We start from the raw sequence: 15,488 nt of genomic DNA, 5'->3' as shown, positions 1-15,488 counted from the left end.
TGATTGTTGAAATTATCTGTAAAAGCTGGGAGTGGGGAATCGGGAGTCGGGAGTAGAAAAGATCATTTTGTGGGTGTGCTGATTGTTTTCAGAAATCAAATATGATTCCTATATAGCAATCCTGTCTGAGTTGTGAAAAAATATTCTTTTTAACGTAGACGCGAAGCGGCTTCCCGTTCGCCGTCAGGCGTTCCCGAAAGGTAGGGTACCGCAAAGGACGCAAAGAAGGAGAGGAAGGGAAAGAAAAGGAATTTCACAAATAATTTAGGATTGCTATAGGTTAAAGATCCCAGAAAATAGAAGATTTTGCACTCTACAATCATCGGTGAGTCTGAATCTCCTCCTGATTGATTCTGACTCCTGAATTCTTCAATGGGAGACTAAATTCTAACTCCTCACTCCTGAATTATGGGGGATATTAGCATCTAAAAAGGGTAATATAGCTTGTGCAACTTCGGCTGCATATTCTTCAGACATTCCTAATGTGCCAGGTAGAGTTAATGATTGAATTTTTGGAATTGCGGCCATTGCAGTCATTTCTTGTTTGGAATAGGGAGGGGCTTGTGCTGCTAAAATTAACAGCACAGGCACAGGTGAAGATTGCAGTAATGTGAGAAATTCTTGGCGATCGCGCACTGGATCAAGTCCACCTGTCACAAAGGCCGCTGGGGCAAATCGCGCCCCTGGTTGTCGAGTAATTTGCTGTTTCTGCTCAATAAACTCTGTTGTGAGGTGTGATTTATCTGCATAAACATGCCTACCATACATCAGCCGCAAAAAGCCTTTGGTTGTATTTCCTTGATAAAGTCCTTGACCAATCACGGGAAATCTGACCAGTTGTCGGACTGCTGTTGCTAGTGGTTTGGGTACGCCCATTGTTGGTAAAGGGCCACGCCAAGTAGGCGCAACTAAAATTATGCTAGAGCAAGTCTGGGGTTGTTGTTGAGCCAGTTGCAAGGCATAGCCAGCCGTATGACCAGCCGCAATGATCGCCACTGGTTCCGAGAAAGTTTGTTGGACAAAGGCCTGAAGCATCTGCTGTAACAGCGTCGGTTGATAATCTAAAGCAGGGCGTTCAGATTCACCAAATCCCAACCAATCGAGTGTTACTGCTTGATAGCAATGGGCAATTCTCTCAGCAATTCCTTGCATTTCCCCACGGCTAGAAACCGTACTAAAAGCAGGTAACAGCAATACAGGTTTACCCTGACCGACTGTATCGTAAGCGATCGCATAACGCTTTTGCTGCCACTCAAATGAAAATTGATGCTTTGTTTTCACAGCCATCTTAAACCCATCCAGCTTGTATCCATTTAACTTTAATGTAGAGCTGGAACAAGACTGATTTACAAAGGTTGTTTGTTAAGAAGGGTTTAGGGGTGTGAGGGTGAAGGGTTTTGAATACATACACCCCTTCACCCCTATACCCATTCACCCTTTCTTTCTTCAATCAGCTAAAGGTAAAACTAAACGACTAACTACCCGATAATCTGGTAACTGATAAAAATCTAGGGTTCCGCCTAACTGTTGTGTGAGTTGTTGACAAATTAGCAGGTGTAAAGCTGGTGGTTGGTTGAGGTAAGAACGGGCTAGTATATCTTTGGGTATTTGATGTTGTAGTGCTGCTAACAAAGGCGGTTCAATCATTCCATGATCTGTAATTGAGATTTCTAGCAATTTTTCTTCTAAGCGACGACACCAAATATCAATTCTGCCGCCACTTTGAGAACGGTTACAAGCGACAATCAATAATTCATATAGTACTAATTCAAATTTAACGATATCGCCTGTAATTGCTAAGGATGAGGGATAACTGGAAGATTGCAATCCTTTGAGGAAGATTCCACTATTACCGGAATCTGTATCGGTGGCGGATTGTCCTAAACCATGCACTCCTGCCCAAAGTTTACGTTGCTTGAGTAAATTATCCACTCGTTCGAGCGATCGCTTCAACAAACTGGCTATGGGCATAGTTTCAGAACTCTGATGCAATTGCCATTGCTCTAGTTTAACTAAGGCTGTCATGGCGGCGGTGTTATGGTCTAATTGCCGCAGTAAGAGTTTATAACGTGTCTGTGTCAGTTCATTACTGGGAATACCCAAGTCTTCAATTTGGCTGAATAACTGTGTGGCAGTGCGTTGAATTTCTTCGAGGCGACGATGTTTGTACCAGTTGAGTTGGCGCAATTCTTGGTTCGAGGACTCCAGCAATTTGGTAACTTGTTGTTGACGACGCGACCATGCTAATTGTGTCACCAAAGTCTCTGTAGCATTTAGACTTTGTTCTGTCCAATAACGTTCGCGGTAATCGGCAACTAATACTACACCTGTGGGTGCATAATCAGGACTAGTGCGGAGTGCGATCGCTAAAACTTGACCAATGTTTTGTCCATTTAACCATTTTCTGGTTTCTGCTGGTAAATCATCAGCATACACACATACATAATCATCTTTGGCTAATGCCCACTGAATTATCGCTTCTGTGTGAATGGGAACTGGTTGATCGGTCACAACCGCAAATCGACTATCATGAATCACACTCGGAATAATTTCTGCAAAGTTATCCCCCGGCGACCAAGATAACAACACTGCTAACGGAGAATGGAGAACAGTGGCGATTTGTTCTATGGCGGTGCGTTCTAGACGTTCTACACCCGACTCAGTTGTGTCATTTTGGGTTTTTTCGAGAATACGTAAGCATCGCTGAATACTATGGAGAATTTTTTGCTGTTGTTCAACTTCCGCATTTAATTGCCACTGGCGGACAATTACGCCAATTTGTTGACTGACAGCCCACAATAATTCTTTGTCTAAGCTTGCCCAACCCCGATTTGTTTCGTGGGCAATCACTAACAGGGCATTTGGTGTATGCTCTTGAGCGCAGTTACAAACCAACAGCGATCGCATTCCATGTTCTAATAACAAAGGTCGCCAGTTAAAAAACCGCAAATCTTCTTCTACTTTCTGCACTTCTACGGCTGTGGTAGCGGACTTCAACATCTGCTCATCCATATCTTTGAGCGTATTGAAGCTAACTGTCAGGGGACGACGATTTTGGGGTTGGGTTTGAAAAATAATTTGATAACTATTTAAATCAGGGTTGTATTGTAAAAGTAAAAAACGAGTGGCAGCAAAGCGCGTTAAAACTTTAGTGGCACAGGTGCGTAAAGTTGCTTGCAAGTCATCTTCGTGATAAATTGCTTGGGCAACTTGGCTCGTTAATTGGGCATCTTCTTGAATTTGCTTGATAGTAGTATCCATAGTTTCGCTAGGCGCAACTAAAGAAACTAACCCAGCCGCACTTTGAACAAAGTTTTTATCTGCTTCTGTCCAAATGCGTGGTTCATTAGCTTCTACCGCCAGAAAACCCAATAGTTCTTTTTGCCACATAATCGGCGCGGCTAAAAGCGATCGCACCTGCAAACGTTCCAACACTTTGGCAGTAAAATGACTTTTTAAAGAACTGCGCTCATCACCAATCAAAACAATTTGATTCACCGACAAAGCATAATAAAATTCACTTAAATCCTGGACTGTCATCCCCGCCGCTAGTTGCTGTTGGCTGTTATTCCGACCAATATTAGCCAGTTGATTACTCATCCGACACCAAAAATAACGCCCTTGGCGCTCAAACCAGTAAATATTTGTCCGGCTAGGCGCAACAAATTGATGTGTTGTTTGAACAACTGCTTTCAGCTTTTGGTCTATATTATTGAGAGTACGTAAGTTTTCTAATAAGTGTAATATCGGCTGATCAAGATGCTTTGTTTGCTGTTGCTGTAAATTCAATTCTTGTTGATAAAGCACTGCTCCCAGTTCGCCCAACACCATTAACAAACGAGCTTTGGCATCCCCTGGTAACAAATATCCCCAACGTTCCGAACCAAATAATAATAAACCTAAAAAACGGTCTCGATAGCGAATCGGTAAAACAATCGTTCCCTGAATATTAAATTTTTTCCCAATTTCTTGCCATTCAGCTGCGCGAGGTTCCAGCCGCAAATCAGCCACACCCAAGGGACGCTGTTCAATGACTACTTGTTCTAAAAGTCCGCCGGGAGTAAGTGTCACCTGTTTGCGTAAAAACTTAGTATCACCATCAGGCGCAACCCCACCTTTACCAACTAATGTATGTTTTGGTAAGTCATATAAAGCAATCCAAACCAAGTTGTAGTCAAACTGCTCTTGAATATAAGCAATCGTAGTATCAATCAGAACATCAACATTATCCTCTTCCCTTAAGGTTTGGAGGACACGTCCCAAAGCAATGATTGTATGTTCAGCTGCTATCGGTCTTTGTGGCTGCCCCATTGGATTTTTAGTTGACATCGCTCTTTAATATATAAGATGCCCAGAAAAGCAACCTAATACCATTTTGGATTTTAAATTTTAGATGTTGGATTCAAAAAGTACTGAGTCCAAAATTCTCCTCCTGCTCCCTTGTCTCCCTTGTCCCCTCTTCCCTCCCTTATCCCCCACTCCCAACTCCCCACTCCCTAACTTCCCCACATGGATATTTACCAAATTGCCCTTCGTCCCCTACTGTTTAACCTGCTGAAAACAGATGCAGAGTGGTTACATAAGCAGGCTATTCGCAGTCTAGATTGGTTATCGCAAAATCATCATGCTCCTGCTAGTTTAATCAATCAAACTTTACAGCAGTCTTTTTGTCTGTGCGATCGCCGTCTGGAACAAAATTTGTTTGGGCTAAATTTTCCCAACCCCTTGGGTTTAGCCGCCGGTTTTGATAAAGATGGGGTAGGCGCAAAAATTTGGTCTAACTTTGGTTTTGGCTTCGCTGAGTTGGGAACTGTGACTTTTCACCCCCAACCAGGAAATCCCCAACCAAGGTTATTTCGCCTACCTTTAGATCAAGCTGTCCTGAACCGGATGGGTTTTAATAATCAAGGTGCAGAAATTATGGCTGCTAGGTTAGCAGCACAAAAAGATTTCACTCATACAATACCCATCGGCATAAATTTAGGTAAATCGAAAATCACCCCGTTAGAAGCCGCCGCCGCAGACTACCTCAACAGTTTCCGCTTACTCAAAGAATTAGGCGATTATTTTGTGGTGAATGTCTCTTCACCCAATACACCAGGATTGCGATCGCTCCAAGATGCCGCTATGCTCAGTTCTATCTTGGACGTACTACAAACAGAAAACAATACACACAAACCAATATTTGTCAAGATAGCACCTGATTTAGAATGGGAAGCGATCGCCGACATTATTAGCTTGGCTAAAACCTACCAATTAGCAGGAATCATTGCCACAAACACCACAATCAGCCGTGATGGCTTGAAAACCCAGCTAATTCACCCAACTGGGAAACCCCCGCGAGATGAAGCTGGCGGAATTAGTGGTGCGCCATTGCGCGATCGCTCCACAGAAATTATCAAGTTTATTTGGCAGCAAACCCAAGGGCAAATTCCCATTATCGGGGTTGGTGGCATATTTTCCGCAGAAGACGCTTGGGAAAAAATCACTGCGGGAGCCAGCCTCATTCAAGTTTATACAGGCTGGATTTATGAAGGCCCCTTGATGGTGCGCCGAATTTTAACTGGTTTGCTGACCAAGTTAGAGCAGAATAAATTAAACTCCATCACAGAAGCGATCGGATTAAAAGTTTGAAGTATTCAGAGTCAGAACTCAGGAGTCAGAATAAATTTTTGATTCTGGATTCTGACTCCTGATTGGATTTCACCCCTAATCATTCATGACTCTTCTAAAGGAAAGAACTCTTTTGTTTTTTCCGAGAAACTCCAAGCAATACCATCAGGATCACGGCTGCGAGTCCATTCGGGAAAATCTGGATCATTACGCCGTTTGTAGACAGTGCTGGAATAAACATTCAACCGTTTCGCTAATTCCGATTGAATCAGTGAACCGAAAACTAACTGTTTTGCTAAATTGGGTTTAACTTCTGTATGAGTTGCTGGCGCTGCTAATTCAACTTCTGGTTCTGCTAATAGTGTTTGAGTTGCTGGCGGTGCTAAAAGCGATCGCGCAGCCGTTGTTACAGGTTGAGCAGACAAAGTTTTGACAGGCTCGCTACTGTCAAGAATATTACCCAAAATACTGGCAGTAATAAAGTAATAAACTTCATTGCCTGAACCAGCATTGACTATACTTGCACCAAACTCTGAAGCTTTGCCATCCAGGTAGCGTTTTGCTGTTGGGCCAGGAAAACTACCCCGCATTGCCAAGTCCATTGGTGTAATTTTGCCCTGGTTTTCCCGAACTAACTGATGGAAAACCGGGTTAACTCGCTGACACCATTGTTGCCATTGATATTGTTGCCAGATATTGAAACCAATAATCAAAACAACCAGCGCCAGCAAAAATCTCCAGGTAGAAACCAGGAAAATTATTAAAAACGATATTGGCAAAAGTAGAACGAGAAAACCTTTCCCGCCACTTTCCATTGTTTTTTCACTCATGCCGATTTTTGCCAAGCGAATTTTTTGGGAAATAATATATTATATTGGCAAAAATTGGGACTGGTTTTTGTATCTTTTGGCAAAATCACGGAAAAAAGCAGGTGTGCGATCGCTAACTTGCCTCATCTAAAACCCAAACAACCCAAATTTTCGGCAAAAATAGGCAAAATTTTTTTTCCTGATAAAAAAACTCAGCAAAAACAAAAACTTTACATAAACATTAAGAAGTATTTCATCTTATATTCAACAAATCTCAGCGCACTTGACGTTAAAAATATTTATCTCTCACTGGCTCAACCTATTGACGTTTAAAATTACATATACTACATTAATACTACAAGTTGATATTCCCAAAGGAGTTAGCCAAAAACTGTAGCGGATAGCTCAAATACCAGAGCGCCCCCCTTGCCTGCAAAGGCCGACACATCAAGGGTTATCGCAAATAACTTAAACATCCTTGAGACAAAATTCTGGAGGTGCAGGTGAAAACCCTGCTCCGCTACACCCAACAAAGTGCTGAGTTCTGAGTAAAAAATAATTCTTATGTGGCAGGTAGCTCAATGGTAGAGCGCCAAAAACATCTTTGTTCACTCCTTGCCTGCAAAGGCCGAAGAATGAGGGTTATCGACTCATAATCGGGAGGGCTGTAGGTTCGATTCCTACCCTGCCACACCAAACCTAATTTTAGATTTAATCCAAAATCTCAAATCCAAAATTTTTCATGTGGCAGGTAGCTCAGTAGGTAGAGCGCCTAAACATCCTTATTCACCCCTTGCCTGCAAAGGCCGAAGAATGAGGGTTATCGCCTTCCACGCGGGATGTCGCAGGTACCCTACCCTTCGGGAACGCCTGACGGCGAACGGGAAGCCGCTACCGCGTCTACAAATCCTGCCCTGCCACCTTTCATTTTTGCCCGCAAGGGCCGGGAGATGAAACCATGAACTACAACTTCTTTACCAGAAACAAAATCAGCACCCCACAAACTCAACCCATCCCCGGACGGGAAGCCGAGATGATTCAAGGACGTTCCGGTGGCTGGATGTTTGATGCTGGCTTATGGAAGATGCTGCGGCGCTGTCTGTTAGTTGGGACAGCCCAAAGCACCTACTATGCTGGTAAACAAGAATTAACTGAAGACTTTGTAGCGGTTGTCAACCAAGCTGTTGCCGAAAATCCCAGCCGTGTTGCGGAAGAAATTCTCTATGCCAGCGATGGACGAGCTATCAATAACAGCGCACCTATCCTGGCTTTGGTCTTGCTGTCGATGGGTGAAACAAAAGAAGCCAAACAAGCCTTTGCTGAAATCTTTCCCCAAGTTGTCCGCACAGGTAGCCACTTCTACGAATGGTTGAACTACACCAAATCTCTGCGGGGCTTTGGTAAAGTTGTCCGGGAAGCAGGTAAAACTTGGCTATCAAGAGAAGATGTCAAAGGTTTGGCTTATCAACTCTTGAAATATCAACAACGCCAAGGCTTCACCCACCGCGATGCTTTGCGGTTATTCCACGTCAAACCACCTACAGAAAATCACCGTCAATTATTTGAATGGGTTGTCAGAGGTTGGGAGGAATTACCAACAGAGATACCCTCACAAGCTTTGGCGCAGATTTGGTGGTATGAATGGCTAAAGCGCAACCCTGGACAAACTCACGAAGCCATTTTGCAAGGACGCTTAACCCACGAAATGGCTGCACCCGTCGGCAATATGGACAAAGCTGCTTGGCAGTTGCTATTTCAAGAGATGCCCATCGGTGCAATGTTACGAAACCTCGGTTCACTAACTGAACTAGGCGTATTACGTGCTGACGAAAGTACCAACTTGCTACGGGTTGAAGGAGTTCTCAACAATAAAGAACATCTGCGTAAAGGTCGCATTCACCCAATCGATATTTTGAAAGCCCTCAAAACTTACGAGTCTGGGGGAAGACTAGGACGCAGTAAGAAAACTTGGACTCCCGTTCCTCGCATCGTAGACATCTTAGAGAAAGCCGTTGAGTTGTCTTTTGATGTCGTAGAACCCACAGGCAAAGTTTTCATGCACGCTGTAGACGTTTCCGGTTCGATGGGTAGCTTAGTTGCAGACATGGGACTAAGTTGCTGTGAAATAGCCACCACAATGGCACTCGTCACAGCCAAAGCCGAGAAAAACTACATGATTCGCGGCTTTGCTAATGAATTTCGGAACTTAGATATCACTGCTAAAGATAGTTTTAGTTCGGCGGTGCGTAAAGCCAGCAATCAAAACTTCGGTGGTACAGATGCCTCTGTAGCTTACGACTGGATGATGAAAAATAAGTTCAAAGCCGATGTAGTCTGCTTCTGGACTGACTCAGAAAGCTGGGCTGGTTACAAGCATCCTAGCCAAGCCTTGAAGGAGTATCGCAAAAAAATCAATCCCAATGTCAAGGCTGTATACGTCACTCTGACACCATACCGCATCACCTTGGTAGATCCCCAAGATCCACTTTCTTGGGATTTAGCAGGATTTGACCCTGGTACACCTCGCATCATCCAAATGTTAGCGACAGGTGAGTTGTAAAAATTGTGAAGTATGAAGTATAAAATTTCATACTTCATACTTCTCGGCGGGTTATCCCTTGTTCACAACTTGCCCTTTGGGACGAAGAATTTAGGGTTATCGGTTAACGTCTCCACCATCTCCGGGGACTAGCGGGTTCAATTCCCGCACCCGCCTTTATACTTGTTTCAATTAAATATTACCCCTATAGGTCTTTGCTAAAATACTCTTAAAAGCAACAATTAGCATAGGATGTCAGCGAAAGATAAATTTCATGATGCAGTTAAAATAGCCCTGCAAAAAGACGGGTGGCTAATTACACATGATCCTCTCCGCATTCGGATTAGTTCTACAACTAAACTATATATAGACTTGGGAGCAGAAAAACTGGTTGCAGCTGAACGCAATGGGCAGAAAATTGCAGTTGAAGTCAAAAGTTTTTTGGGTGCTTCTGCGATGGCTGAATTCCATTTAGCTATAGGGCAGTATATTAACTACCGTTATGCTTTAACTGACTTTGGCTATGAACAAGTTTTATACTTAGCGGTACCGTGGCTCATTTATGATGAGTTTTTGACACAGCCATTTGTGCAGGCAGTCATTCAACGTAGTCAAGTCAATTTATTGATTTTTGATGACGAAAAAGAAGAGGTTGTGCTATGGCAAAGCTAGATATCTATCGAGAGTATATCCAAAGATTACTCAAAGAATATGCAGCGCGAGATTTAGGGGAAGATAATGTAGACGTACAACTGATTTTTGATACTGAACACGACCATTATCAGCTTTTTTATGTTGGTTGGCGTAATCGAAGACGTGTTTATGGCCCGGTCATACATTTAGACATTAAAAATGAAAAGATTTGGCTGCAATGGAATGGTACAGAAGATGATATTGCTGCTGATTTAGTAGAATTGGGTGTACCAAAGCAAGATATTGTTTTAGGGTTTCATTCGCCTTATATGCGTCAGTTTACTGATTATGCTGTGGGTTAAAATATTTATTTTTGAAGTTTAAAAATTCCCTGCCGAATCTTCCAACCAAGGTATAGTCGGTAAGTTTGAATTATCATTTTGTGGTAAAAGATTCGTATCTGGATAAATTGGTAATTTATCCAGTATTGCTAACACTTCTGCGGCTGATTGATAGCGTTGTTTAACATCATCTAATACCGTTTTTTCCAAAATCTCAGCTAGGGCATCGCTGACAATTGCTTGATTTCTCCATTGCCATTCGCCATTCTCATTTCTATTCATTTCATGGGGGGCAATTCCGGTTAAGGCGCGAATCCCAATCATCCCGATCGCATAAATATCACTACTGTACTGCGGACGACCAAAGCATTGTTCGCTAGGTGCATAGCCTCTTGTCCCAATACCAATTGTAAAAGGGGCTTGTTCGGAATTTTCTAGTTGTGGAACTGAGACTTCTTTGACTGCACCAAAGTCTATTAAGACGAGTTTGTTATCTGTATGGCGGCGCATGATATTGCTGGGTTTAATATCTCGATGAATCACACCATTTTCGTGAACAAAGACTAAGATTTGTAATAGTTCTTTGATAATTTCTCTGACTTGAGCTTCTCTTAAACCTTGACCAGATGGTAGTTCTTTAATCAAGGAATGACCTATGACATATTCCTGAACTAAATAAAATTCATCATCTTGTTCAAAATAAGCCAAAAGTTGGGGAATTTGCGGATGAGTCCCCAGTTTTTCGAGAGTTGCGGCTTCGGAATGAAATAAACGTCTGGCAAGTTCTAAACTTTTTGCTTGGGTATTGGCTGGTTTTAATTGCTTGACGACACAGCGTGGATAACCAGGACGGTGCATATCTTCAGCGATGTAGGTTTCGCTGAATCCACCAGAACCGAGAACTTTGACAATTTTGTAGCGTCCGGCGAGGATTTTGCCAGATACGGCTAAATCCCTTTTCTGGAGTAAGTCTTGTAAGTCGTTTTGTTGGCTGATAATTTCTTGAACAACGGGAGATGTTTTATATTTCTGAAAGATTACGACTAATTGACGGGTTCGCAATTTTTCTCTAGCAACTTCTATTCCCAGATAAGACAATCCATTGAACGCGATCGCTATCATTGGGATGGCAGTGGGAAAAATTAACTGACCGTGTATAAAGCACACATAGCTAATTCCTCCCCAAATACTAGCTGCGGCTAAACTAATCACAAAGCGTTTAATATTGCTCTTGCTTCTATTGGCAATGTAGACGGTAGCGCCAACTAAAATCAGCACAAACAATCCTTGCAATGTTGAACTAGAAATTGCTGGGGCGATCGCTTTATTCTGCATTAAAGTGGCGATCGCATTGGCATGAATTTCAACTCCCGCCATTCTCTGGGGGGGATTCACCGCCGCTACCGGGTGATAATCATTGTTGAGTTTATCGGTAGAGCCAATCAAAACAATTTTGTCTTGAAAAACTCTACCTTGCTGCAAATAGTTCTGCCAATTTGGAGGGTCGAGAACATACCATAAGGGAATTTGCTCAAATGTTCCGGCTGAACCCCAAAAATAAATGCGATCGCCTTTTGGCTGGGGATATTTGACTTGGGCTGCACCTAAAACTGCTTCATCAAAAGCAGGTGCTTTCTCTGTCAACATTCCATTAGCTGCTAACAGCTTGGGAAATTCACTGGCTAATTTATGAACTTTGCCATCTGCTTCTAAGGGGAAATTTACAGAACCAACTGTCACTCCACCAACTTGAAACATCTCTTGGGGTAGCGTCAACTGTGTAAAAGTCCCTTGATGGCTCTCAAAATCCTCATACAGCGCGGCTAAAGTCACTTTGTTGCCATATTTTTTTAAGACGGCTTGCAGTTGGCGATCGTCCTCACTGCCATAGCTACTGGGTGTGTCAAATACTACATCAACTGCCACAGCCCGCGCCCCAGCTTTGACTAATTTTTCGATAATTTGTCCATAAGCAGCCCGTTTAAACGGAAAAGATTTCAGTGGTTCTAGGTAGGCATACTGTTTTGGATCTGAATTATAGTACTGTTCGGGAACTGAAATTGACTGGTCGTCAATTGCCAAAATCACGATATCTGCTGGTGGTGCGATCGTACCCCGCAGTTGAAAAAACGCTGAAAATATCTGACTCTCCATCAAATTCACCCAGCCCACACCAGAAGTAGTCAGCAATGCTGAACCGATGGTAGATACAGCCACTAAAAAGTGACTTAAGCGAGCCACAAGTTTAGACTGTGAAGCTGTCAATGTGACTTTTGTGGGTTTGCCTGAAGCTGTATTGGCAGTAGAGACATTTTTTTTGCTGAAGGTAGATGTAGGTTCTTCTGCCATATCGTGTTAATAATTGGTTTACAGACAACTTGATTTATTTAGTCTCGTTTCTACTAAAAACATATTGAAATAAAACTTAAATGAAAATCTTATACATTTGTAATCTATCTTCTCTGACTCTGGATAATATGCCAAATCTAAATGGGAAAGGCCTTCAAATCTAAGACAGTCTGAGTTATTTGTTGATTGAGTTTGAGCATTGATGATTACTTGACTGGAGTCAAACCCAGGCAATTCCTACTGTACAGGCTGAGGTTGTGGCAAATTGGTCGCTGAAACTTGATTTCATGATGTAAGGATATAAAGGTGTTGGAGATCGACAATTAATTGTTGATTTCTGAGGTTCCACTCCTGAGTTAAACATCTCCTGTTGTCAGGATATTCATATTCTGCATTGGATAGCGGCCAGACTGTCATCTGTGACGACTCAATGTGAGACTCATAAAAATATTATCCAGGAAGCTGGATTGAAAATGACTCCGGCTGATTGTCTCCAGGTGATATTTGCCAAAAAGTTCCTAATTTTGTTAACAGGAAAACCAATATGTGGATTAATATACTTGAAATCTCTCCTTGAGTTCCCACTTACCTCACATTTCTACATTTGCCAGAACAGATAACTTTACTTCACTCAACTGTATGTATATATGAGCATTAGCCAATATCCTCCTTTCAGACATATACCTTACCTCTTTAGGAGTAAAATTGACAGTTATATCACTAAGAATGCTGTTACTCAGCCAGCTTTATTGGTAGATTTTGATTGTATGACATATTTATATAGTGTTAGAGGTTAAACTATCCCACACCCAGCAGCTTGGGTTGATGTTTGCGTCAAATTTATGCTTTGCAAGAGGTAAGATAAAGGCTATACATGGGAAACTAGTTCCCATCTATTAGCAAATTTATGATTTAAGAGTTGCTATAATCTATTGTTCAATCTAAATTCATTGCTATATTTTAGGTGTAAATTTTTATGGGTTCCCCTATGAATCGTCTGTCTATTTTTGTAGACGGAAATAATATGTTCTATGCTCAACAAAAAAATGGCTGGTTTTTTGACCCTCGGCGAGTATTAGAATATTTCAAACACGAGCAATCAGAGACGACTTTAATTAATGCCTTTTGGTACACGGGCTTAAAAGACCCCCAAGATCAACGAGGTTTCCGAGATGCTCTTATCAGTCTAGGTTACACAGTCCGAACAAAAATTCTCAAAGAATACTATGATGATACTTCCGGCCGCTATTCCCAAAAAGCAAATTTAGATATAGAAATTGTCGTAGATATGTTTAATACTGTAGACCAGTATGACCGGGTAGTTTTATTTAGTGGTGATGGTGATTTTGAACGAGCGATTGAACTATTACGTTCTAAAAATACACATATTACAGTAGTATCTACAGAAGGAATGATTGCGCGAGAGCTGCGTAATGCTACGGACAGATATATAGATTTGAATGATATTAGAGACCAAATAGAAAAAGTGGATGGTCAAGTACCTTAGCAATAATTATTTACAAAAATAAGAGCGAAACAACTAAGGTTACAAATATTTAAAATAAAAGAACTACACCTAAACAAAAAACCAAAAAGATGAATAAACCAGAGCGAATTATCATTTTTGATACGACACTCCGCGATGGCGAACAATGCCCAGGTGCAACGCTGAATATAGATGAAAAGCTGGCGATCGCTAAACAATTAGCCCGCTTAGGCGTAGATGTAATTGAAGCTGGTTTTGCCTTTGCGAGTCCTGGAGATTTTGAAGCAGTCAGTAAAATTGCTCAAACTGTAGGCACAGAAGATGGCCCAATTATTTGTAGTTTAGCTAGAGCCAGACACGACGATATTAAAACAGCCGCAGAAGCAATTAAAGGGGCAGCACGGGGCAGAATTCATACATTTATTGCAACTTCTGATATTCACTTGCAATATAAGTTGAAAAAGACCCGGCCAGAAGTAGTGGCGATCGCCGAAGAAATGGTCGCTTATGCTAAGACTTTTACTGATGATGTGGAATTTTCGCCTGAAGATGCAGGGCGTTCTGATCCAGAGTTTTTGTATCAAGTATTAGAACGGGCGATCGCAGCAGGCGCAACTACAGTTAATATTCCTGATACTGTAGGTTACACAACTCCCAGCGAATTTGGCGCGTTAATTAAGGGCATTAAAGAAAATGTCCCCAACATTGATCAAGCAATTATCTCCGTTCACGGTCATAACGACTTAGGTTTAGCAGTTGCTAACTTTTTAGAAGCAGTCAAAAATGGTGCAAGGCAATTGGAATGCACCATTAATGGTATTGGTGAACGTGCCGGAAATGCTGCCTTAGAAGAATTAGTCATGGCGCTGCACGTCCGTCGTCAATATTTCAATCCCTTCTTAGGTAGACACGTTGATTCCGAAGAACCATTAACAAATATTGACACTCGACAAATTTACAAAACTTCCCGTCAAGTTTCGAGTTTGACAGGAATGTTAGTACAACCCAATAAAGCAATTGTGGGCGCAAATGCCTTTGCCCATGAATCTGGTATCCATCAAGATGGGGTATTAAAAAATAAACTCACCTACGAAATTATGGATGCCCAATTGATTGGTTTAACAGACAATCAAATTGTCTTGGGTAAACATTCCGGTAGAAATGCTTTCCGCACCCGCTTAAAAGAATTGGGCTTTGAATTATCCGAAACCGAATTAAACAAAGCCTTTGTCCGTTTTAAAGAAGTGGCTGATAAAAAGAAAGAAATTTCTGATTGGGACTTGGAAGCAATTGTCAATGATGAAATTCAACAAGCACCCGATTTGTTTAAAGTAGAGTTGGTGCAAGTTTCCTGCGGTAGCAATGCTCGTCCCACAGCTACAGTCACTCTCCGCACTCCAGATGGCGAAGAATTAACTGATGCCGCCATTGGTACTGGCCCAGTTGATGCAGTTTACAAAGCAATTAACCGCGTTGTCAACGTACCCAATCAGTTAATTGAATTTTCTGTACAGTCAGTCACGGCTGGTATTGATGCCATTGGCGAAGTCACAATTCGGCTGCGCTATGAATCAAGAGTATTTTCGGGTCATGCAGCCAACACAGACATCATAGTTGCATCCGCGCAAGCTTATGTTAATGCGTTAAATCGTCTTTACGCATCCTTACAAACAAAGCAACAGCCAGAAGAAGTAACTGCATAGATATATAGGACTTAC

The 15,488-nt window shown here is 42.0% G+C and carries 10 protein-coding genes and 1 tRNA gene; 7 read left to right on the top strand and 4 right to left on the bottom strand.

The features are described 5' to 3' along the window. Positions 1-387: 387 nt before the first annotated feature. The gene (locus tag H6G77_RS17005; protein WP_190872187.1) at positions 388-1,287 is read right to left on the bottom strand and encodes an alpha/beta fold hydrolase; all 900 of its coding nucleotides are present in this window, start codon (positions 1,285-1,287) and stop codon (positions 388-390) included. A gap of 159 nt (positions 1,288-1,446) precedes the next feature. Beyond that, positions 1,447-4,311 (bottom strand): GAF domain-containing protein, encoded by a 2,865-nt coding sequence (locus H6G77_RS17000; RefSeq protein WP_190872229.1) that lies wholly within the window; start codon positions 4,309-4,311, stop codon positions 1,447-1,449. A gap of 198 nt (positions 4,312-4,509) precedes the next feature. Between H6G77_RS17000 and H6G77_RS16995 the strand changes: the two genes are divergently transcribed. Next, a complete protein-coding gene (locus tag H6G77_RS16995) occupies positions 4,510-5,634 on the top strand; it encodes a quinone-dependent dihydroorotate dehydrogenase (protein ID WP_190872186.1) in 1,125 nt (374 codons plus the stop codon). A gap of 83 nt (positions 5,635-5,717) precedes the next feature. Here H6G77_RS16995 and H6G77_RS16990 read toward each other — a convergent pair whose 3' ends face one another. Then, a complete protein-coding gene (locus H6G77_RS16990) occupies positions 5,718-6,443 on the bottom strand; it encodes a hypothetical protein (protein ID WP_190590807.1) in 726 nt (241 codons plus the stop codon). A 545-nt stretch (positions 6,444-6,988) separates the two neighbouring features. Here H6G77_RS16990 and H6G77_RS16985 point away from each other — a divergent pair. The 4 genes from H6G77_RS16985 (at position 6,989) to H6G77_RS16970 (ending at position 9,956) form a co-directional block, all read left to right on the top strand. Beyond that, positions 6,989-7,118: transfer RNA gene (locus H6G77_RS16985), tRNA-Met, on the top strand. 262 nt (positions 7,119-7,380) lie between these two features. After that, positions 7,381-8,982 carry a TROVE domain-containing protein gene (locus tag H6G77_RS16980; RefSeq protein ID WP_190872185.1) on the top strand — a complete coding sequence of 534 codons (1,602 nt, stop codon included), beginning with the start codon at positions 7,381-7,383 and terminating at the stop codon, positions 8,980-8,982. A gap of 231 nt (positions 8,983-9,213) precedes the next feature. Then, a complete protein-coding gene (locus H6G77_RS16975) occupies positions 9,214-9,633 on the top strand; it encodes a XisH family protein (protein WP_190590803.1) in 420 nt (139 codons plus the stop codon). Further along, complete coding sequence (locus H6G77_RS16970; RefSeq protein ID WP_190590801.1) at positions 9,621-9,956, top strand: XisI protein; 336 nt, start codon at positions 9,621-9,623, stop codon at positions 9,954-9,956. The genes H6G77_RS16975 and H6G77_RS16970 overlap by 13 nt, the downstream gene beginning before the upstream one ends. An 18-nt stretch (positions 9,957-9,974) precedes the next feature. Here H6G77_RS16970 and H6G77_RS16965 read toward each other — a convergent pair whose 3' ends face one another. Then, positions 9,975-12,284 (bottom strand): CHASE2 domain-containing serine/threonine-protein kinase, encoded by a 2,310-nt coding sequence (locus H6G77_RS16965; protein WP_190872184.1) that lies wholly within the window; start codon positions 12,282-12,284, stop codon positions 9,975-9,977. Between the two features lie 976 nt (positions 12,285-13,260). Between H6G77_RS16965 and H6G77_RS16960 the strand changes: the two genes are divergently transcribed. Next, positions 13,261-13,791, top strand: coding sequence for an NYN domain-containing protein (locus H6G77_RS16960; RefSeq protein ID WP_015114631.1), 531 nt, complete (start codon positions 13,261-13,263; stop codon positions 13,789-13,791). A gap of 89 nt (positions 13,792-13,880) precedes the next feature. Next, on the top strand, positions 13,881-15,473 hold the full coding sequence (locus tag H6G77_RS16955) for a 2-isopropylmalate synthase (RefSeq protein WP_190590798.1): 1,593 nt from the start codon (positions 13,881-13,883) through the stop codon (positions 15,471-15,473). Positions 15,474-15,488 lie beyond the last annotated feature (15 nt).

Origin of the sequence: Aulosira sp. FACHB-615, assembly GCF_014698045.1 — a bacterium.
GTDB lineage: Bacteria > Cyanobacteriota > Cyanobacteriia > Cyanobacteriales > Nostocaceae > Nostoc_B.
Note: the sequence above shows the minus strand (reverse complement) of the source record. Positions and strands in the feature narration are given on the sequence as shown.

Bases quoted from the DNA above. Each gene is read 5' to 3' on its own strand.
- H6G77_RS17005 (WP_190872187.1), bottom strand. From the start codon at position 1,287: ATGGCTGTGAAAACAAAGCATCAATTTTCATTTGAGTGGCAGCAAAAG.
- H6G77_RS17000 (WP_190872229.1), bottom strand. From the start codon at position 4,311: ATGGGGCAGCCACAAAGACCGATAGCAGCTGAACATACAATCATTGCT.
- H6G77_RS16995 (WP_190872186.1), top strand. From the start codon at position 4,510: ATGGATATTTACCAAATTGCCCTTCGTCCCCTACTGTTTAACCTGCTG.
- H6G77_RS16990 (WP_190590807.1), bottom strand. From the start codon at position 6,443: ATGAGTGAAAAAACAATGGAAAGTGGCGGGAAAGGTTTTCTCGTTCTA.
- H6G77_RS16980 (WP_190872185.1), top strand. From the start codon at position 7,381: ATGAACTACAACTTCTTTACCAGAAACAAAATCAGCACCCCACAAACT.
- H6G77_RS16975 (WP_190590803.1), top strand. From the start codon at position 9,214: ATGTCAGCGAAAGATAAATTTCATGATGCAGTTAAAATAGCCCTGCAA.
- H6G77_RS16970 (WP_190590801.1), top strand. From the start codon at position 9,621: ATGGCAAAGCTAGATATCTATCGAGAGTATATCCAAAGATTACTCAAA.
- H6G77_RS16965 (WP_190872184.1), bottom strand. From the start codon at position 12,284: ATGGCAGAAGAACCTACATCTACCTTCAGCAAAAAAAATGTCTCTACT.
- H6G77_RS16960 (WP_015114631.1), top strand. From the start codon at position 13,261: ATGGGTTCCCCTATGAATCGTCTGTCTATTTTTGTAGACGGAAATAAT.
- H6G77_RS16955 (WP_190590798.1), top strand. From the start codon at position 13,881: ATGAATAAACCAGAGCGAATTATCATTTTTGATACGACACTCCGCGAT.